At 37.4% G+C, this 20,431-nt stretch carries 16 protein-coding genes; 12 read left to right on the top strand and 4 right to left on the bottom strand.

Features of this window, described 5'->3' with window-relative positions:
* Positions 1-122: 122 nt before the first annotated feature.
* The 8 genes from purD (at position 123) to F3H00_RS04725 (ending at position 12,667) form a co-directional block, all read left to right on the top strand.
* Positions 123-1,367, top strand: a complete 1,245-nt coding sequence (gene purD, locus F3H00_RS04765; RefSeq protein ID WP_148798776.1) for a phosphoribosylamine--glycine ligase — start codon at positions 123-125, stop codon at positions 1,365-1,367.
* Positions 1,364-1,813 (top strand): RDD family protein, encoded by a 450-nt coding sequence (locus F3H00_RS04760; protein WP_148798778.1) that lies wholly within the window; start codon positions 1,364-1,366, stop codon positions 1,811-1,813. Before purD ends, F3H00_RS04760 begins: the two co-directional genes overlap by 4 nt.
* Positions 1,806-3,965 carry an LPS-assembly protein LptD gene (locus F3H00_RS04755; protein WP_148798780.1) on the top strand — a complete coding sequence of 720 codons (2,160 nt, stop codon included), beginning with the start codon at positions 1,806-1,808 and terminating at the stop codon, positions 3,963-3,965. The genes F3H00_RS04760 and F3H00_RS04755 overlap by 8 nt, the downstream gene beginning before the upstream one ends.
* Positions 3,966-4,664, top strand: coding sequence for a sodium:proton antiporter (locus tag F3H00_RS04750; RefSeq protein ID WP_148798782.1), 699 nt, complete (start codon positions 3,966-3,968; stop codon positions 4,662-4,664).
* Positions 4,654-6,852 (top strand): polyribonucleotide nucleotidyltransferase, encoded by a 2,199-nt coding sequence (locus tag F3H00_RS04745; RefSeq protein ID WP_149703731.1) that lies wholly within the window; start codon positions 4,654-4,656, stop codon positions 6,850-6,852. The genes F3H00_RS04750 and F3H00_RS04745 overlap by 11 nt, the downstream gene beginning before the upstream one ends.
* Positions 6,853-6,869: 17 nt before the next feature.
* Positions 6,870-7,721, top strand: coding sequence for a universal stress protein (locus F3H00_RS04740; RefSeq protein ID WP_021091781.1), 852 nt, complete (start codon positions 6,870-6,872; stop codon positions 7,719-7,721).
* 639 nt (positions 7,722-8,360) lie between these two features.
* A complete protein-coding gene (dnaE, locus tag F3H00_RS04730; RefSeq protein WP_148798786.1) occupies positions 8,361-11,978 on the top strand; it encodes a DNA polymerase III subunit alpha in 3,618 nt (1,205 codons plus the stop codon).
* A 14-nt stretch (positions 11,979-11,992) separates the two neighbouring features.
* Positions 11,993-12,667 (top strand): DUF6882 domain-containing protein, encoded by a 675-nt coding sequence (locus F3H00_RS04725; protein ID WP_148798788.1) that lies wholly within the window; start codon positions 11,993-11,995, stop codon positions 12,665-12,667.
* On the opposite strand, the gene F3H00_RS04720 is transcribed toward F3H00_RS04725, so the two are convergent.
* The 3 genes from F3H00_RS04720 to F3H00_RS04710 are packed head-to-tail and all read right to left on the bottom strand — an operon-like array spanning position 12,664 to position 15,145.
* Positions 12,664-13,326 (bottom strand): cysteine hydrolase family protein, encoded by a 663-nt coding sequence (locus tag F3H00_RS04720; protein WP_148798790.1) that lies wholly within the window; start codon positions 13,324-13,326, stop codon positions 12,664-12,666. The genes F3H00_RS04725 and F3H00_RS04720 overlap by 4 nt on opposite strands.
* A 2-nt stretch (positions 13,327-13,328) precedes the next feature.
* Positions 13,329-14,312, bottom strand: coding sequence for a sensor histidine kinase (locus F3H00_RS04715; RefSeq protein WP_148798792.1), 984 nt, complete (start codon positions 14,310-14,312; stop codon positions 13,329-13,331).
* The gene (locus tag F3H00_RS04710) at positions 14,309-15,145 is read right to left on the bottom strand and encodes a DUF234 domain-containing protein (protein ID WP_107824458.1); all 837 of its coding nucleotides are present in this window, start codon (positions 15,143-15,145) and stop codon (positions 14,309-14,311) included. The genes F3H00_RS04715 and F3H00_RS04710 overlap by 4 nt, the downstream gene beginning before the upstream one ends.
* Before the next feature lie 110 nt (positions 15,146-15,255).
* Here F3H00_RS04710 and F3H00_RS04705 point away from each other — a divergent pair, with 110 nt between their 5' ends.
* The 4 genes from F3H00_RS04705 (at position 15,256) to F3H00_RS04690 (ending at position 19,276) form a co-directional block, all read left to right on the top strand.
* A complete protein-coding gene (locus tag F3H00_RS04705) occupies positions 15,256-16,587 on the top strand; it encodes an aminotransferase class V-fold PLP-dependent enzyme (RefSeq protein WP_148798794.1) in 1,332 nt (443 codons plus the stop codon).
* Positions 16,584-17,330, top strand: a complete 747-nt coding sequence (locus F3H00_RS04700) for a hydroxymethylpyrimidine/phosphomethylpyrimidine kinase (RefSeq protein ID WP_148798796.1) — start codon at positions 16,584-16,586, stop codon at positions 17,328-17,330. The genes F3H00_RS04705 and F3H00_RS04700 overlap by 4 nt, the downstream gene beginning before the upstream one ends.
* The gene (gene thiE / locus F3H00_RS04695; protein WP_148798798.1) at positions 17,323-17,928 is read left to right on the top strand and encodes a thiamine phosphate synthase; all 606 of its coding nucleotides are present in this window, start codon (positions 17,323-17,325) and stop codon (positions 17,926-17,928) included. The genes F3H00_RS04700 and thiE overlap by 8 nt, the downstream gene beginning before the upstream one ends.
* 70 nt (positions 17,929-17,998) lie before the next feature.
* Entirely contained in the window at positions 17,999-19,276 is a 1,278-nt protein-coding gene (locus F3H00_RS04690; RefSeq protein ID WP_148798800.1) for an aminotransferase class V-fold PLP-dependent enzyme, read from the top strand.
* A gap of 37 nt (positions 19,277-19,313) precedes the next feature.
* Here the strand turns inward: F3H00_RS04690 and F3H00_RS04685 are convergent, their stop codons facing one another.
* The gene (locus F3H00_RS04685) at positions 19,314-20,420 is read right to left on the bottom strand and encodes an FtsW/RodA/SpoVE family cell cycle protein (protein ID WP_148798802.1); all 1,107 of its coding nucleotides are present in this window, start codon (positions 20,418-20,420) and stop codon (positions 19,314-19,316) included.
* Positions 20,421-20,431: the final 11 nt, after the last annotated feature.

Genomic DNA, 20,431 nt, shown 5'->3' with positions numbered 1-20,431 from the left:
TGAGTCTGAAAAGGCGAGAAGTTGCAACCGTTTGGTATCCATCTATTTGCAAGATTGGCTTTGTTTATGGGCCACTCTTCTATGCGACGCCCACTCGGGTTTTTTAAATTTACGGAGATGAAATGAATATTCTCATAATAGGAAGTGGCGGCCGCGAATACGCCATTGCTCTAAAACTAAAAAACGAAAAAAATATAAATTTATACTTTGCGCCAGGAAATGGTGCGATCTCACGCCTTGGTGAGAATTTAAACATAAAAGACTTTTATGAACTTGCAAATTTTGCTAAAAAAAATAGTATCGAGCTAACTATCGTAGGACCTGAAGCGCCGCTTAGTGAAGGCGTAGTGGATATCTTTAAAAAAGAGGGTTTGCTCATCTTTGGACCAAGCAAAGCAGCTGCTAGACTTGAAGCTAGCAAAGCCTATATGAAGGACTTTTTGGCTAGAAATAACATAAAAACCGCAAGATATTTAAACACAGATGATAAAGAAAAGGCATTTAAATTTATTGATACCTTAAGCGCGCCGATGGTCGTAAAGGCAGATGGTCTTTGTGCTGGAAAAGGCGTTATAATCGCAAACTCTAAAGAGGAGGCCAAAGAGGCAGTTAGCGACATGCTAAGTGGAGCTAGCTTTGGCGAGGCTGGTAAATTTGTTGTTGTTGAAGAGTTTTTGGACGGCTTTGAGCTCAGCTTTTTTGCTATTTGTGACGGCGAAAATTTTGTAAGTTTGCCAGTGGCACAAGACCACAAACGCTTGCTAGATAACGACGAAGGTCCAAATACTGGTGGCATGGGTGCTTATGCTCCAAGTCCGCTTGCTTCAAAAGAGCTGATAAAAAGGGTCGAAGAAGAGGTTGTAAAGCCAACTTTAAAAGGGATGAAAAACGAGGGTAGTCCATTTTGTGGAGTACTTTTTGTGGGACTGATGATCGTGAAAAATGAGCCTTATGTACTTGAGTTTAACGTCAGATTTGGCGATCCTGAGTGCGAGGTCTTGATGCCGTTAATTGACGGAAAATTAAGCGAAATTTTACTAAATGCTGCAAAGGGCGAGCTAAAGCCTATTAGCTTAAAAGATGAATTTGCAGTTGGCGTTGTGATGGCTAGTAAGGACTATCCGTATAAAAGCAGCCCAAAAGCTAAAATTTCAGTTTTAAATGATGTAAAAAATGCTCACATCGCTTATGCTGGTGTTAGTGAGCAAGATGGAGAAATTTATGCAGATGGTGGCAGAGTATTAGTCTGCGTGGCCACTGCGAAGAGTATAAAAGAGGCACGTGATAGAGCTTATGAGCTTTGCGAAAATGTAAAATTTGATGGAGCACATTATAGAAAAGATATTGCCTGGCAGGCATTAAAATGAGTATGCAGATAGTTGAAAAACTTGAAAAAGAAGAAATTTCGCTAGCGCCATTTTCAAAAAGAGTGCTAGCTTACTCAATTGATGAATGTATTGTTTCTTCTTTGTTTTTGATCATTTACTGGGATGCTTTTTTGTCGGTTATGAGCTATGATGAAGCCAGAAATTTGACCTTAAATTTCTTTTGGCAAATAGTCGCACTAAAGATTATTTATCATGTATTTTTTGTTTGGTATTATGGTGCGAGTCTTGGACAAATGCTAACAAAGACGATGTGCATTAATGTAGAAATTTTAGATAGACCAAATTTTATTTCAAGCTTGGTAAGAGCGATTTTTAGGTTGGTTAGTGAAGCTTGTTTTTATCTTGGTTTTGCATGGGCATTTGCAAATCCAGCTAGGCAAACTTGGCAAGACAAAATAGCAAAAACAGTGGTGATAAATGCGTAAAATTTTATTTTTAGTTCCGGTTTGTATTTTAAATCTAAGTGCAGCTGTGCAAGATGTGCAGCTTTTGGCCGATGATGTAAAGCAAGATAAAGGCATCGTAACGGCAAATAAAAACGTCGTTGTATATTCACAAGATTATCTTGTAACGGCTGATTGTGCTGTGTATGATCAAAATAATTCGGTTATCGAGCTATTTGGTAACGTCAACATGATGAAGGGCAAGAGCGAAGTCTCTCGCTCAAATTATGCAAAGCTAAATTTAAAAAATAATGATACTGCTTTTGAATCGCTTTTTATGATGAATAAAGACATGGAAGTATGGATGAGAAGCGATGAGAGCAGCTCTGACAGTGAGTACTATAGAGTAAAAAAAGCGATGGTTTCAAGCTGTAATGTCCAAGATCCTGACTGGAGCATCACCTCAAGCTCAGCTATGCTAAATAAACAAAGCAAATTTTTACATCTTTTTAATCCAGTCTTTCGTATAGCCAATGTACCAGTTTTTTACTTGCCATATTTTGGTTTTTCAACAGATACTACAAGAAGAACAGGTCTTTTGCCGCCTGAGCTTGGATACGGAAAATCTGAAGGTTTTTATTACAAGCAGCCGATTTATTTTGCACCTTATAATGAGTGGGACTTTGAGCTTGATCCGCAGATCAGAACAAACAGGGGTGCTGGAATTTATGGTGCGTTTAGATTTACTGAGTCGCCTGATTCAAGGGGCGAAATCAGCTTTGGTTCATTTGCTGATAAAAGCAGCTACCGAGCCAAGCAAAAAGGAGAGACTTCAAATAAGGCTGAACTAAAGAATAAAACACATAAAGGTATCGGACTAAAATACGAAAGAGATAAGCTTATAAGATACCTTAGTGAAGCAGATTTACAAGAGGGAATTTGGATAGACGCAACGAAGCTAAATGATATAGATTATTTAAATTTAAAGGGCAGGGATGATGATTATGATTCGCTTGTAACTTCTAAATTTAACTACTTCATCGCAAATGACGATCATTATTTTGGTACTTATGCAAAATACTATATAGATACTGAAAAGATTGGCTCAAAAAATGAGAACAAAGACACTCTTCAAGAGCTTCCATCGCTTCAGTATCATAAATTTACTGATGATATTGTCTTGCCAAATATCTTATACTCGCTTGATATTCAGTCACATAGATATGATAGAAAGATAGGCGTTAGAGCGACTCAGTATGAATTTACACTTCCAGCTTCAGTGCATGTGCCACTGCTTGATGATAGCTTAACATTTTCATTTTATGAGTATCTATACGCTTCAAGAATAAATTACGAGAATAAGATAAATTCATTTGATGATAAAAGAGAAGATAAGCATACAAATTTTGTAAATAATTACCATAAATTTGCCCTTCACACTGACCTTGCAAAAGCGTATGAAAGCTTTTATCACACTCTAAATTTTGGGGCCGAATACCTACTGCCAGGCTATAGAAAAGGAAATTTGGATGATGAGTTTATCTATGATAAAAATCTAAATGAATATGAAAATTTCTTGACTCAAGAGCAGAGTAAGGAAGAAATTTCTGGTTATTTGACTCAGTATTTCTTTAACTCTAATGGTAGAAAGATTATAAAACATAGTATTTCTCAAGGATATTACACAAAAGAAGATGAATATTCGAATTTAAAAAATTCTATCTATCTATATCCATTTGAAAATTTAAACCTTTATAATAAGCTTGAATATTCGCACAAGAGCAAAGAGCTAAAAAAGGTACAAAGCGGATTTTCATACACAAATGATCTATTTTGGCTAAATATGCTTCATACTATGAAGAAAAATGATAGCAAAATAAAAAATAGTGCGACAAAAGATAGCTATTTTACAAGTGGTCTTGGAGTAAAATTACCTCATCAGTATAGTCTTATTGGCGGCTGGCAATATGATATTGAGCGAAGCTACACAAAAAGCTGGAGAGTTGGCGTGCTTCATCAAAGAAAATGCTGGAATTACGGGATAATTTATCAACAAGATGTCGAGCCAACAACAACAATAAACGGTTCAGCATCAACTAGAAAAAATGGTATTTATTTCACGATAAATTTCTATCCAATGGGCGGTTTGCACTATGACTTTTCACAAAGCAGTACAAAATCGAGTGCCAACTAAATGATAACGGCTAAATTTAAGGATCAATTAGAAGCAGCTAGCAAGCTAATTGAAATTTTGCCAAAAAAAGAGCTCGTAGATAAAAAGACGATAGTTGTTTGTATGTCGCTTGAGTCAGTTATACTCACAGATGCAGTTTGTAAAAGTTTAAATTTAAGCTACGAGATGCTCTTTAGCGAGCCAATACCTGCGCCAAATAATAGCGAATGCGACGTTGCAATAGTTAGTGAGACAGAAGATATAGTATTAAATGATAAGCTTATAAAAGCTTTTAATATAAGCTATGACTATATTTACGGCGAAGCGCATAGAAAATATGAAGAAAAAATTTTAAAAAACGTTTATAAATACCGAAAAGGAAATTTGATAGGAGAGCTAAAAGATAAAAATATTTTACTAATCGATGAGGGGTGCGAGACTGGTATGACGGCACTCATTTGCATAAAGACGTTGCTTGATGTGAAGGTAAAATCCATCTCATACGCAACGCCAGTGATTGCTACTGATGTCTTTACAAATTTAAATGATATGGTCGATGAAATTTACACGATAAATAAGATCGTTGATTTTATCGATGTGGATTCGTATTACGAGAAAAAGATCGAAGCTACGAGTGAGCGTATCATGTCAATATTAGAAGAGAGCCCTTATTATTTACCGTTACAAAAACAACAAGGAGATAAAAATAATGCAATATAGTATAGAAGTCAATAATCAGGTTGAAATTTTTGACCTTAATAAAGTAGCAAAACAAGCTAGCGGAGCGGTACTTTTAAGGGTGAAAAATACCGTAGTTTTAGCAACTGTTGCAAGAGAGGACACACAAGTTGAGGAGGATTTTTTACCTCTAACGGTGCAGTACATCGAAAAAGCTTACGCCGCTGGTAAAATTCCAGGTGGTTACGTTAAGCGCGAGACAAAGCCAGGCGACTTTGAAACGCTAACAGCTCGCATCATCGATAGATCTCTTAGACCGCTCTTTCCAAAAGGTTACGCATATCCAACTCAAATAGTTGTAATGGTACTTTCAGCCGATCCTGAGGTTGATTTACAAGTTGTAAGTCTAAATGCAGCCTCAGTTGCACTATATCTTAGCGACATCCCTGTAAATCGCCCAGTTTGTGGCGTTAGAGTTGGTTATATAGATGAAAAATTTGTGATCAACCCAAGCAACTCTGAACTAAAACAAAGTGCGATAGATCTATACGTGGCTGGCACAAAAGATGAGCTTTTGATGATCGAGATGAGAAGCTTACCTCAGCAAACTACGCAGCTTATCCCAATGGTTGCGATTGAGCCGATAATAGATCCGAGCTTAAGTGACAGCATGGCTCAAAAACAGCTAATGAATGAATTTAGCGAAGATATGATGGTTGAAGCGATTGATTTTGCTGGTAAGGCGATACTAAGAGCTAGCAGCGCTTACGAAGAAGCTTTCAAAGAGCATAAAAAAGAGGACGCTGCGCTTGAGCTAAAACCTGAGATAGAAAATGAAAATATCGCTATTTACATTGATAAATTTTATAAAGCTGAAGTCAAAAATGCTATCAATCAAATGGCAAAAAGCGAGCGAGCGAGCGAGCTTAGCAAGATCGCAAAACAAATTTCAAGCGATGAGGTCGCTCAAAAAGAGGGCTGGGATGAGGCTGTCATCACAAATGTCCTTGGCAAATATAAAAAGAAAATCGTTAGAGAGCAGATAATAAATGAAGGCGTAAGAGCTGATGGACGTGGTCTTGAAGAGGTTAGACCTATTAGTATCGAAACAAATGTGCTTCCAAATGCACATGGCTCATGCCTCTTTACAAGAGGACAGACGCAGGCCCTAGTTGTCACTACTCTTGGCACTGACAGTGACGCTCAAATGTATGACATCCTCACTGAAAAAGTACCTTTTGTAGAGAAATTTATGTTTAACTACAACTTCCCAGGCTTTAGCGTAGGTGAGGCAAGCCCACTAAAAGCTCCTGGTAGACGCGAGCTTGGACATGGAAATTTAGCCAAACGTGCCCTTGCGCCAAGCATTGATCTAGCATCACCGTACACAATAAGAGTCGTTTCAGAAATTTTAGAGAGCAACGGCTCAAGCTCGATGGCTAGCGTTTGCGGTGGCTCGCTCGCACTTAGGGCAGCTGGCGTAAATACTTTAAAACTTGTCGCAGGTGTCGCTATGGGACTAATATTTGAAGGCGATAAACACGCAGTGCTAACAGATATCATGGGACTTGAAGATCATGACGGCGATATGGACTTTAAAGTAGCAGGCACAAGCGATGGTATCACGGCACTTCAGATGGATATTAAGCTTGGCGGCATTAGTTTAGAAGTGCTAAAAGAGGCGCTTTATCAAGCAAAACGTGGTAGAGAGCATATCTTATCTTTGATGACAGAAGCGGATAAAAATATAGAAATAAATGAAGATGTGCTTCCAAAGCTTGAACTATTTAGTGTCGATCCAAGCAAGATCGTAGACATCATCGGACAAGCTGGAAAAACCATAAAAGAGATCATTGAGAAATTTGAAGTCTCAATCGACCTTGATAGAGAAAAAGGCGAGGTAAAAATCGCAGGTGGAGCAAAGAAAAATGTCGATGCCGCAAAAGATTACATCATCTCTATCACTTCAAAAGACAATGGACGTTCATTTGGCAAAAAGCCGTTTAAACACGACAAAGAGCGTTCAAAACCAAATTTTAATATCGGTGATGAGTTTGTAGGAACTGTAAAGAGCGTGGTTGATTTTGGTGTGTTTATTGAGCTAAAAGATGGCATTGATGGCTTGCTTCATATCTCAAAGATAAAAACTCCATTAAATGTAGGCGATCAGGTCAAAGTATGTGTGAGCGAGCAAAAAGGAAATAAAATTTCGCTCTCTTTGGTTGAATAAATTTTAAAGGACAGATGATGAAATATAAAAAGTTGCTTTTTCCAATAGGAGCTGGAGACGATATCGAGCCAAGAATTTATGGTGCCCTAAAGGTTGCTCAGTGGTTTAACACACATATGGAAATTATGACTTGCCAGCTTGATCCAAGCGTAGTTTATAATATGAAAATGACGCTTCGTGGAGGAGTGCTTTTTGAGGAATTTCTAAAATCAGCTAAATCTGAACTAGCTGTCGAGCATGAAGAGAATGAGAAAATTTTCAATAAAATTTGTGCTGAGCTTGGTATAAAAGTAACTAGTGAAATCATTGAAGATGTTTGCACTGCAAATTTTACGATTCACAGTGGCAAAAGAAGCGCCATAGTTGAGCAAGAAAGTAAATTTTGCGATCTAGTGGTGGCTGCTGTGCCACTTGATGGAAAGATCACTGGCACATTTGAGTCAGCTGTTCTAAAAAGCGGTAAAAATGCGATTGTAATCCCTAGAAAAATGCGTGAGTTTAAAGCTGATAATATCCTTGTTAGCTGGACTGGTACGACACAAAGCTCAAGGGCATTAACAGGCTCGATCGATCTTTTAAAAAAGGCAAAAAAGGTTCAGTGCATTACCTCAAAAGCAAGTCTTGGCGACAATGCTGAGCTAAATCTTAAAAAGCTTGAAGAGTACTTCAAAATTCATGGCATATCGGCCACTTTTGAAGTGATTGCTACTACGATGATACCTGGTGAAGCACTTTTGAAAGCGGCTATTGATAGAAATGCTGATCTAATCGTTGCTAGCAGATATGGTGAAAATGGTCTTATGGAAATGGTGCTTGGTGGCACTTCAAGATTTTTCTTAGAACACACAAATATCCCAGTTTATCTATAATGGATTGCGGCTTAGTCCGCGATCTAATTCTTTTTCACTTTATAGATTTTAAAATTCCATTCACTCGCAAGAATTGACTACTAAATTTTGGATTCACTGACCGCTTAACTCAAATTTTAGAGCCGAAATTACTCGTTCATGAAATTTTAAAATTTATTCAACACTTGCCTGATGATAAAGCGCATGCAGTGCACTAGCACATTTGCATGCACCTCTAACGTTCGAGGGAATCGAAGGATCAAAGAGAGATAAGGAGACGGCTTTGCTTCGTAGGCTCGCAACTGTAAGCAGATCGTAACTTGAGTCCCCTTGCCTCCCTTTTGAATAAAAGAGTTTATAAATTTAAAGTTGGGATTTCAAAAATAGAAATTTACTATTTTCAAATTTTAAAACTTCACTCACTCACAAGAATTGACTACTGATTTTAAGTCTCGCAAAGCTTGCCACTAAAATCAGAGCCGAAATTACTCGTTCATAAAATTTTAAAATTTACAAGACCATAGTGCGTCAGATGGCAGCGCGCTTCGTTCTTAGCCACAAACTACAAAATCTTTAAATTTTAAAGCTCACATTAAGTTTTCATCAAGCACCTTATTAGCCAAAATTTTGTAAAATCCACTCATTAAAAAAGGATAAAAAATGAGTGAAAAATCTAACTTTACGCACCTACATTTACACACCGAATACTCCCTTCTTGACGGAGCGAACAAGATAAAAGAGCTAGCTCATGTGCTTCATGATAGAGGCGACACAGCAGCGGCGATCACAGATCACGGTAATATGTTTGGAGCGATAGATTTTTACAAGGCGATGAAAAAAGAGGGAATAAAACCGCTAATTGGCATCGAAGCTTACGTTCATAATGGCGAGCAGCTTGATGACAAGAGTACTAAGCAGCGCTTTCACCTTATACTAATCGCCAAAAATGAGACTGGCTATAAAAATTTAATGTATCTTAGCTCCATGAGCTACATCGAGGGCTTTTACTACTATCCTCGTATAAATAAAAAAATTTTAAAAGAGCACAGCGAGGGCTTGGTTTGTAGCTCTGCTTGCTTGCAGGGCGAGGTAAGTTGGCATCTAAATTTAAGCGATCGTAACGTCAAATTTGGCGCTAAAGGCTACGAGAGAGCAAAAGAGATCGCGCTTGAGTATAAAGAAATTTTTGGAGATGACTTTTATCTTGAGATCATGCGTCACGGCATCGGCGATCAAAAACGCATTGATGATGATATTTTACGCATCGCCAAAGAGACTGGCATAAAGGTTATTGCCACAAACGATACTCACTACACTTTTAAAGAGCGAGCTGACGCGCATGAGGTTTTTATGTGTATCGCGATGAACAAAACTTTAGATGATCCAAACCGACTTCGCCACAGCGTCCATGAGTTTTTTGTAAAAAGCAAAGAGCAGATGAGTGAGCTATTTTTAGATATCCCTGAAGTGATAGAAAACACCCAAGAGATCGTGGATAAGTGCAATCTTGAGATCAAGCTTGGCAACCCAACTCCGCCAAATTTTAAATTTACGCTTGAGTATGCTAAAGAGAGAAATTTAACACTTCCAGAGCCAGAAAATAGATATAGCTTTAAAAACGATGCTGTTTTTTTTGAGTATGAATGTAGAAAAGGTCTTGAAGAGAGGCTAAAATTTGTCCCTGAAAATTTACATGACGAATACAAAAAGCGTCTTGAGATAGAGATTGGCATCATAAATAAAATGAATTTCCCAGGCTACATGATGATCGTTTGGGATTTCATAAATGAGGCTAAAAGTAGAGGTGTGCCAGTTGGTCCAGGACGTGGTTCTGCGGCTGGTAGCTTGGTCGCTTATTCACTAAAGATCACTGACCTTGATCCAATTCCATACAACCTACTTTTTGAGAGGTTTCTAAACCCAGAGCGTGTTAGCATGCCAGATATTGACGTGGATTTTTGTCAAAGTAGACGCGGCGAGATAATTGACTATGTTACGCAAAAATATGGAAAATTTAACGTTGCTGGCGTTATTACCTTTGGTAAATTGCTCGCAAAAGGTGTCATTAGAGACGTTGCTAGGGTTTGTGATATGCCTTACGCCGAAGCTGATGCGATGGCAAAGTTAATACCTGATGAACTAGGCATTACGCTAAAAGATGCTTATGAAAAAGAGCCAAAGATAGCTGAACTAATAAGTCAAAATCCAAAGGCAGCTAAAATTTGGAAATTTGCACTTGATCTTGAGGGGCTAAATAGAAACGCCGGCCAGCACGCAGCAGGTGTTGTTATCTCAAATGAGGAGCTTTGGAATAAAACTCCGCTATTTCGTCAGCCAAACAGCCCAGAAGATCGATATGTTACGCAGTATAGCCTTAAATATCTTGAGGATGTGGATTTAATAAAATTTGACTTTCTTGGACTAAAAACACTAACGGTTATCGATAATGCCATAAAGCTAGTAAAACAACGAACTAGCAAGGATATCATTTGGGAGCAGATCGATAAAAACGATTCTAATGTTTATAAAATGATACAAAGCGGCCAAGCGATAGGAATTTTCCAAATCGAGGGCGAGGGCATGAGAAAGCTAGGAACTAGCTTGCGTCCAGACTGCTTCGAGGATATCGTCGCGATGCTAGCGCTCTACCGCCCAGGACCGATGGAGAGTGGTATGCTCGATGACTTCGTCAAAAGAAAACATGGCGAGGCAGAGATAACCTACTCATTTAAAGAGCTTGAGCCGATCCTTGCACCAACATACGGCGTCATCGTCTATCAAGAGCAAGTTATGCAAATCGTTCAAGCCATAGGCGGCTTTAGCCTTGGCGGGGCGGACCTTGTACGCCGTGCGATGGGTAAAAAGATCAAAGAAGAGATGGATAGGCTAAAGGGCGAGTTTGTAAAAGGTGCTGAGGCAAAAGGGCTAAATGGACAAAAAGCAGACGATCTTTTCGAGCTAATTGTAAAATTTGCGGGATATGGCTTTAATAAATCTCACTCCGCAGCTTACGCTTATGTTACCTTTCAAACTGCTTATCTTAAGGCTTACTATCCGGCTGAATTTATGGCCGCACTTCTTACAAGCGAAGAGAGCAATGTCGATAAGATCGTTCGCTATATCGATGAGATAAAACGCATAAATATAGACACTTTGCCACCATCTATCAATAAATCAACTAAAGAATTTAGCGTCGTTAAAAATGGCGATCATGACGGCATTATCTTTGGACTTGGTGCGATTAAAGGCGTTGGCGGAGCGGCTATTGAAAACATTATCACTGAGCGTGAAGCAAATGGCGAATTTAAGAGTATGGATGACTTTGTCTCAAGGATCGATCCATTTAAGGTCAATAAAAAGGTCTTTGAAAGCCTCATAAAAGCTGGTTGCTTTGATGAGTTTGGCTTTAGTCGCAAGATGCTTATGCAAAATGTAGAAAATATCATAGAAGCTTGCAAAAGTGCTGCTCAGATTCGTAAAAATGCAGTTGAGAGCTTGTTTGGCGAAGATGAGAGCATGAACGATGTGAATATAAATTTTGTCGCGATAAATGACGAATTTGACATCAAACAAATTTTAAAATTTGAGCAAGAGAGCGTTGGTATCTACCTCTCAGGCCACCCGCTTGATGATTATAAAGACGAGATCAACAAGATAAAATACACTCTAAGTTCAGAATTTGAGAGCTTGCCGCAAAGCGCTGAAATTTTAGTCGTTGGTAAGATCGAGGACTTTAGCACAAGGATAACCAAAAGTGGCAAGAAAATGGGCACTATAAATGTGCTTGATTTTCACGGAAATATCGAGATCGCAGTCTTTGAAAGAGAGCTTGGCAACATCGAAGATATAGTAAAAGATGAAGCAAAACGCGACCTCCCTTATGCTTTTAGGATAAATATCACAAAAGATGATCAATTTGTAAGGACAAATTTAAACGAGGTTTATAGCCTAGAAGATGCACAAAATTTAGACTTTAAGACAAGAAAGCTAAAACAAAACTCTAAATTTTCTAAAAATGAAGAAGCTAGCACGCCTCAAATAGCAAGAGAATATGCCGAACTAGAGGTACTTTTATGCCTTAGTGAGCTTAGCAAAGATAAGATTACCAACCTTTATAATCTTGGTTATAACGAACATATAAAAAGTGGCACAAACAACGATAAACGTCTTGTTATTAAGATAAAAAATGAAAATACGGCTCAAATTTTTGTCTATAAGACAAAATTTGTTGTAAATGACAGCTTTAAAGAAAAAGCACTTCAAGCGATAGCTTGCTAGTGCCCGGAGAAGCGATGTTTTTAGATAAGCTTGGCGTAGATAAAAGTAACTGGAGCGAGCTTTTTAGCGCATGTGTCGGCAAATCGACATTACTTCAAAAACGTGCATTTAAGCTACTTGTTGAAGGTAGCAATTGGCAGGTTGATTTTGATAGTGGCAAAATTTACTTTGATGGGCGTGAGTTTGACATGCAGTTTATCGGCTCTGAAAGCTTCTCGTCAAATACGTGGCTTTGGGGTTATGAAAATATAAATGGCTTTGATGAGCGGTTGCTCAAGCTTGCAAATAAAGCACGTGAGTTTGGCGAGAAATTTGGACTTAGCGCATTTAGCACGCCACAATTTGAGCTAGATGAAAATTTTAATGGTCACACGATTAGTATGGTTCTTTGCACCGCTTTTGATGAGCAAAATTATTATAGGATAGAGTACGAGGGAGGAGCGGCGTATGTGGCTTTTAGAGCGGATGTGGTCTTTGAAGAGCCAGTGCTAGCAAATGAGATTTTGAGCGTAGTAAATGAGTGTATAAGCAGCTACGAGCTAGATCACAAAATCTTTATAAAAGGACTTTTGCTAAGCTGTGATATGAAATTTAGCGAAAGTCCTAATGAAATCGTATCGGATAAATACGAGCTTAGCTTTAAATTTGACGAGCTAAATAGGCTCATAAATATTTCAAGCAAGCTTTAAAAATTAATACTCTTTACCACATCAGCGCCAAGTGCTAGCTTCATATGAAGAGAAAACATCTCGTGGTAAAAATCGCCATTATGTCCTGGTATATCGTACGTTTGCGTAAGATCAAACGGCACGATAACTCTTGATTTTTTATTATATTCATTGGCTCGTAGTTTAAGATAACTAACGCACTGATAAACGCACATATCAGTGCAATCTCCGGTAATAACAAAAGTGTCAATTTGTGGGTTTTGCTCTAAAAATTTCTCAAATTCTTTATTAAATGCGATGCTTAAAGAGTTTTTATAAAATGTCTTGAACTCTTTAAAAAAGCTTAGATTTTCTATCTCTTTTACGGTTTTTATCTCATTTGTATCAAGTATGGCATGTGGCAAAAAGTTCTCAAATTCTTTTGAATCACTGGTGTGTCTATCTTCTATAAGGATAAAATTTCTAAAACCAAAATCTCTCCACGCTCTATCAAAGAGTGTCGCGATCCCATTTGATAAGGCGGCCACTCTTTGGCTAGCGAGCGCGCCACTGCCAGCAAATGCTTCTATCATATCAATACAGATAAATGCAACGTTTTTTGCTCCATTGTTTGAAATTTCTCTCAAATCAAGCGTTTGAAGAGATTTTTTAAAAGCCTCAAGTTCGTTTTGTATGTTCATTCTTACTCCTTTATTGGTAAATTTATGCAAAATGTTTTTGGATTTAGTGTGATCTCGATACTGCCTTTGTGAGCCTCTATGATCTGCAAGCAAAGGTGTAGTCCAAGGCCGTTTCCTTTTAGCTTGCTGCTTTTAAATGGCTCAAAGACTATGGCTTTGTCTTTGATAGGCTCGCCACTATCGTAAATGATAAATTTATGTTCACTTGGTATTTTTTCGTAGCTTAAAATAATCTCTCCTTCATCATCATCGCTCTCTTCGATGGCATCAATGGCGTTAAATAAAATATTTTGAAAGACGATGGCTAGTAGATCAAGATCGCCCGTATATTTGCCATCTGGAAATTCTAGGCTAAATTTAATATCCTTTGAATAGTCGTAAAAATTTATAGCCTCTTCGCACTCTTTTTTAAGCTGTGAAAAGTCAAAAATTTGTGCATTTATGTTAAGGCCCTTTGTAAAAAGTAGAGTAGCTTTGATTATGCGTTCGACTCGCCATGTAGCTTTTTGTATCTGATTTACGATAGGCTTTGTGCGTTCATCAGCTCTTTTAAGTAGTGTTGATGCTAAAAGCGAGATAGAGCCTACCGGATTTCTGATCTCGTGGGCTAGGTGAGCTGCCACTTGGCCCATAGAGGCAAGACGCTCGGTGCGTTTTTCTACTGTTATGTTTGTTGCAGAGATTATTAGTTTATTGTCTTTAGAGCTTGTTTTAAAAAGATAAATTTGTCCATCTACATTTATCTCGCCCTCTTTTTTTGGTATCTCTTTAAAAATTTTACCAAGTCTTACTGCTTCTGAATTTTGTAAAAAGATCTCATCATTTTCATCTAATACCCAGATAGCATTTGGCAGAATTTCTACAATATCTTTAATGAAATTTTGCAAGTTTGCATAAGATGATGTTAAATTTTTATATTCGTTTTCTATTAGATAAGTCTGCTCTATCAGGCTTTTTAAGCCAGCTTGGATATCGTGTTCGTTCATTTTAAAAGTTCCTCAAAATCGCTAATTTCATAAAGCCTTAGTCTTTCATCTTTTAAATTTCTTAGCTCGCTACTAAATCCACTCTTTGAAAAAAGAGCAATAATATCTGGCTTGATATTTAGTTTTTCGCATTTTTTTAATAGTAAATTTAGCACATTTTTACAAACCTTTCTCTCTTTATATTTTGCCTCGCCGACTATGATCTTGCCACCTATATTTAATAGCATATCAAGCTCTATATTTCTGCTCCAAAAGCTACTTAAAAATATGCCATTAATCAGAAATTTTTTTGCCATGAGTTCACCGCATAAAATTTCAAATCCAAGGCTTGCATATTCGTCAAATTCTTTTTTTATAATGGCTAAAATTTCATCATTTTTACCGGCTTTTAGCAAGCTTAAATTTGGCTCTATGAATCTAAACCAAAACCTTGAAAAATGGCTATTAAAATGTATTTTATCCTCAACTTTATAGCCCCTTTCCTCTTTTTTTAGCATTTGGTTTTTTGATCTTTTTGGAAGTACTTCTCTACTTTTTTCAAGCAGTAAAAAATTCTTTTCAAAAAGCTTTGCGTAGACTTTGCTAGCTAGGCTTTGAGGCAAAATTTTATTTACACTAAATTTTTTTCTATCGCTTCGTGCGAGTTTTATGAGGGCAGATTTTATAGCATCGTTTGTATCGGACTCGAAGTAAAATTTTGGCATCAAGGCCAAGAAGTTGTTTAAAATTTCAGCCTCAATCGCTTCAAAAACATCATAATATGAGTGCTTTAAATCAAACTCATCAAAGACAAGATGAAATTTAATAAGTTCATTTATATCAAGGTGTTTCATTCGCTCAAATGTTGATTTTAAAGCTTTTATATTGGCTCCTTTATTTGGGCATTGTAGTATATTTTAGCTAAAGTAATCTATAATGCTATGCAAAAAACAAGGGTTGTGATTTGGTAAATTTAGAGCACATTAGAGAAAATATAATTTTAAAAAATGGTATTTATTATTTTGATTTTACAGCTTCAGGGCTAGCTTATAAACCTATCGAAGATGAGATAGCAAAAATACTCCAAACATACGCAAATACGCACTCTATCAGCTCATCAAACGCCTATAAAACCGCTCAAACTTATGAAGATTCAAGACGTGAATTAAAAAGCTTACTAGGACTTGATGATAGTTTTTATCTTTTTGCTTGTGGCAATGGAGCTACCGGTGCGATAAAGAAATTTCAAGAAATTTTAGGAATTTATGCACCGCCAGCATTAAAAAAAAGATATGCCCTAAAGCCAGATGAAAATTCTCCGCTTGTTGTGCTTGGTCCTTATGAGCATCATTCAAATGAGATAAGCTTTAGACAGGCACTTTGTGAGGTTGAGCGTATCAGGCTTGATAAAAACGGAGGGATCGACTTTAATCATTTGGAGCAAATTTTAAGGATAAATATCGGTCGTGAGATCATCGCAACTTTTAGTGTGGCTTCAAATGTGACTGGGGTTTTGAGCGATTATAGAAAAATTTACACTCTTATAAAATCTTATGGTGGCATTGTGGCATTTGATGCGGCAAGTTTTAGCGCTTATGGAAATATTGATTGTGACTACTTTGATGCTCTTTTTTTATCTCCTCATAAATTACTTGGTGGAGTTGGAAGTTGTGGGCTTCTTGCTATAAAAAAGATACTTGCAAACTCAGATGAGCCGACATTTGCTGGTGGTGGAACGGTAAGTTATGTTAGCAAAAACTATGCTATATTTGTAAAAGATAGTGAACAGCTAGAAGAGGCTGGCACTCCGCCTATTTTAGGACTTATAAGGGCAAATTTGGCCTATAGGCTAAGAAATGAGATAGGATTTGAGGCAATATATGAAAACGAGAGCGAGCTTGGAGAGTATTTGGAAAAAAGACTAGCAGAAATTCCTGAGCTTACGTGCTATCATCCAAATAACATAAAGCGTTTGCCGATATTTGCTTTTAACGTGACTGGTGTTTCGCCTTATGAACTAGCCAAAGTTTTAAGCAAAGAATATGGCATTCAAACGCGTGCAGGATGTTCTTGCGCTGGGCCATATGGACATGATTTGCTTCATTTAAAAGAAGATGCACTATTTACCCATAAGCCAGGCTGGGTAAGGGCTGGACTCCACTATACGCATACGCTAAAGGACGCGGATTATTTAGTAGATGCATTAAAAAATAGCATTAAGAAGTATTCAAGTATTTGGAAGGTCGATGATCCTTTTAGTGTTGATAAAATTTCAGGTTGTATGGGAGATAGATGAAAAATATATTAATCATTGCAGGAAGTGATAGTGTTGGTGGTGCTGGCGTGCAGGCTGATATTAAGACATGCGAGGCATTTTCTTGCTACGCAGCGACAGCTATCACGGCTCTTACGGCACAAAATACAAATGGCGTTAGCAATATCTTTGCAACAAATGTTACAAATCTAAATGAACAGATCAAAATGGTAGACGAAGAGCTAAACATAGATGCCATAAAGGTTGGTATGCTTTTTAATAAAGAGCTTATATCTTGCGTTGGTGCTTGGCTTGAAAAATTTTATAAGCAAGGCATTAAAATAGTAATAGATCCAGTTTGCGTAGCAAAATCAGGCTCAAAGCTTCTTGAGGATGATGCGATAGCAAGCTTAAAAGAGCTTTTTAAATTTGCAGACATTATCACGCCAAATATCGATGAAGCCAAAGTTTTGAAACTTGATAGTAAAAATTTACCTTGCGATATGATCTTAAAGCGAAGCATGGTTGCAGAAATTTGTGAAGATACTCTTTTTAAAAAAAATGGTGACGTAATTAAATTTAAAGAGCCACTAATAAAACCAGAGATCATGCACGGGGCTGGATGTAGCTTTGCAAGTGCGCTGGCTTGCTTGCTGGCAAATGGACACACAAAAGAAGAGGCCATAAAACTAGCCAAAAAATACATTTTAAATGCTATTAAAAATGCAATTACGACAAAATTTGGCAAACGTCTACTAAATCATAAAGTTGGCATAAGTGATTGAAATTTATGCGATTAGCGACGATGTGTTGATGCCTGAAAATTTAGCCTTGCAATACACTAAAGAAATTTTAGAGTGTGGGGTAAAATTTTTTCAATTTCGCTCTAAAAAAATACCCAAATATGAGAGGCTAGCTAGTGAAATTTTCAACTTATGCGAAAAATTTGGAGCCAGATTTATCGTAAATGATGATATTTTATTTGCTGCTCATATAGGGGCAAAGTCCGTGCATTTGGGAAAAGATGATGCGAGTATAAAAGAAGCGTTTGAAATTTTAGGAGATGATGCTTACGTGGGAGTTAGCTGCTATGATAGCTTGGAGCTTGCCCTTAGGGCAAAACAAAATGGTGCTAGCTATGTGGCTTTTGGAGCGATGTTTAAAAGCCCAACAAAACCAAATGCGCCACTTTGCAAGGCCCAAACCATATCACAAGCAAAAGAAATGGGAATGAATGTGTGTGTCATAGGAGGCATAAACTCTAGCAACATTGCAAGTGTCGCTAGAGTAAATCCAGACATAATCGCCTTAATATCTGCTATCTATAAAGATGGCACGATAAAGAAAAATATAGAAAATTTACAAAGAAATTTATTGCTTTAAAAGATGCTTATTTTGCAAGCTTTTTTATGAAAATTTAATTATAATCCCTGCTTTAAATAAAAGGAAAACATTGCTAAATATCGATGAAGTAAGAAAAAATATCATTTTAAAAGATGGTCTTTACTATTTTGACTACACGGCTTCAGGTCTTGCTTACAAGCCCATTGAAGATGAAATTTTAAAATTTTTAAAAACCTACGCAAACACTCACTCAGATAGTAGTTCAAGCGCAGTGCTAACGCAAAAATGCTATGAGAATGCAAGGGCTGAGCTAAAAGGCTTATTAGGTCTTGATGATAGTTTTTATCTTATTGCGACTGGTCAAGGAGCAACGGCTGCGATAAAGAAATTTCAGGAAATAATGGGAATTTATATCTCACCAGCTACAAGAGCCTTGATCGGTGAAGCAAATTTAAGAAAATTAAACTTGCCACTAGCGATCATTGGCCCTTATGAGCATCACTCTGTTGAAGTTAGCTTAAGAGAAGGGCTTTGTGATATAAAACGTATAGAGCTTGATGAAAATAATGAGATAGACTATGCGATGCTTGAGAATACATTAAAGCAAAATGCAAAAAGAAAGATAATAGCTAGCTTTAGCGCCGCCTCAAATGTCACTGGCATTAAAACTGATTATAAAAAAATTTACTCGCTGATTAAAAAATATAATGGCATTTTGGCTCTTGATGTGGCCACTCTTAGTGCTTATGAAAATGTTGATTGCAGATATTTTGACGCACTGTTTCTTTCGCCTCACAAGCTGCTTGGCGGAGTTGGGAGTTGCGGGCTTTTGGCTATCAAAAAAGAGCTTTGTAAAAATTTGCCTACATTTGCAGCAGGAGGCACAGTCAAATACGTAAGCAGGACATCACATATTTTTACTAATGAAGTTGAAAATTTAGAAGAGGGTGGCACGCCACCGATAATGCAGCTAATCCGTGCAAATTTAGCCTATAAGCTAAGAAATGAAATCGGACTTAATAAGATAAAAGAGGCTGAATGTGAGCTGGGCGAGATGTTTTGTAAAGAACTAGAAAAGATAGATGAGGTGATAAATTATTGCCCTGAAAATTTAGACAGATTGCCTATTTTTGCATTTAATGTAAAAGGCATTTCGCCTTATGATTTTGCTGCTAGTTTAAGTAGTGATTTTGGTATACAAACGCGTGCAGGCTGTGATTGCGCTGGGCCGTATGGACATGATCTGCTTAATTTAAAAGATAATACCATTTTTGAAGCAAAGCCTGGCTGGGTACGTGTTAGCATTCACTACACACATACAAAAGAGGATATAAAATATCTTATAAATGCCATAAAATCTTGCATCAAAAAGCACAAAGAAGGATAGAGCAAAAACTATATGCTTGATATTTGTGGAGAAAATTTTAGAAGTGAATTTTTATAAAGCTATAAGTTCTATCAAATCTAAAAGTTAGCAAATTTTGCAAAATTCCAAAAAGCACCATAAATGTAACAAAGCTGCTTCCACCGTAACTAAAAAATGGCAGTGGTACGCCCACAACTGGTGCAAAACCGATCGTCATCGAGACATTTACACCCACATAAACGAAAATAAGTGCAGCAATCCCCGTGGTGGTAACTTGTGTAAAATAGTCATTTTTTAGGCCGTAATTTAAACTTAAAAGATGTGTTATAAGTGCTCCATAAAGCCCAAGTAGAAATAATCCACCATAAAAGCCAAAACGCTCGATATTGTAGGCAAAGATGAAGTCACTAGTGGCGATTGGCAAAAATTTAAAGTGTGTCTGCGTCGCCTCATCTTTTGGCTTGCCCTTTAGTCCGCCGCTGCCTATGGCGATGATACTTTGTTTGACGTGATAGCTTGGCTCTTCAGCGATAAAATCGTGGATCCTCTTTTTTTGATAGTCATGTAAATTTTCATACAAAACCGGCGCCAAAAAGCCTATCGCAAGGATGATAGTGATCCAAATTTTCTTATTTACGCCGATGACAAAAAGGATGGTGTAGCCAACTATTAAAAGTATGAGTGCGGTACCAAGATCAGGCTCTTTCATAATTAGCGCAAATGGCAAAAGTATGTAAAAGCTAAGTCTTAAAAAATCTTTTAATCCGTATCCATTAGCTTCTGGAGGACGTTGTTTGATGAGATAGGCTAGCATTAGTAAAAAGGCTGGTTTCATCAGTTCTGATGGCTGAAGTGTGAAGTGAACAAATGGAATTTCTAGCCAGCGTTTCGCTCCAAGCTTACTAACTCCAAAGAGATCGACGCTTAAAAGTAGCACGATGCAGACCCAGTAAAACATCGGAATAATCCAGTCTATACGCCTAATGGGCAACAAAAATGCGACACAAAATGAAACAAATCCGATACCAAAATATACAAGCTGTTTGTTTGCTAAGACGTCGTTTGCTTCGGAAACTAGGATGTAAGAGATGGCTATGATTGGGATTATTAAAAACGGCTGAATAAAATCAAAATGTGTTAAAATACGCCGATCTAGTTTTATCAAGAAGCAAACCT

The sequence above is a fragment of the Campylobacter concisus genome, from assembly GCF_902460845.1.
In the GTDB taxonomy this organism is placed as follows: domain Bacteria; phylum Campylobacterota; class Campylobacteria; order Campylobacterales; family Campylobacteraceae; genus Campylobacter_A; species Campylobacter_A concisus_X.
This window is presented reverse-complemented; position numbering and strand designations above follow the sequence as displayed.

Coding starts and splice junctions, on each gene's coding strand:
- purD (WP_148798776.1), top strand. CDS start 123: ATGAATATTCTCATAATAGGAAGTGGCGGCCGCGAATACGCCATTGCT.
- F3H00_RS04760 (WP_148798778.1), top strand. CDS start 1,364: ATGAGTATGCAGATAGTTGAAAAACTTGAAAAAGAAGAAATTTCGCTA.
- F3H00_RS04755 (WP_148798780.1), top strand. CDS start 1,806: ATGCGTAAAATTTTATTTTTAGTTCCGGTTTGTATTTTAAATCTAAGT.
- F3H00_RS04750 (WP_148798782.1), top strand. CDS start 3,966: ATGATAACGGCTAAATTTAAGGATCAATTAGAAGCAGCTAGCAAGCTA.
- F3H00_RS04745 (WP_149703731.1), top strand. CDS start 4,654: ATGCAATATAGTATAGAAGTCAATAATCAGGTTGAAATTTTTGACCTT.
- F3H00_RS04740 (WP_021091781.1), top strand. CDS start 6,870: ATGAAATATAAAAAGTTGCTTTTTCCAATAGGAGCTGGAGACGATATC.
- dnaE (WP_148798786.1), top strand. CDS start 8,361: ATGAGTGAAAAATCTAACTTTACGCACCTACATTTACACACCGAATAC.
- F3H00_RS04725 (WP_148798788.1), top strand. CDS start 11,993: ATGTTTTTAGATAAGCTTGGCGTAGATAAAAGTAACTGGAGCGAGCTT.
- F3H00_RS04720 (WP_148798790.1), bottom strand. CDS start 13,326: ATGAACATACAAAACGAACTTGAGGCTTTTAAAAAATCTCTTCAAACG.
- F3H00_RS04715 (WP_148798792.1), bottom strand. CDS start 14,312: ATGAACGAACACGATATCCAAGCTGGCTTAAAAAGCCTGATAGAGCAG.
- F3H00_RS04710 (WP_107824458.1), bottom strand. CDS start 15,145: ATGAAACACCTTGATATAAATGAACTTATTAAATTTCATCTTGTCTTT.
- F3H00_RS04700 (WP_148798796.1), top strand. CDS start 16,584: ATGAAAAATATATTAATCATTGCAGGAAGTGATAGTGTTGGTGGTGCT.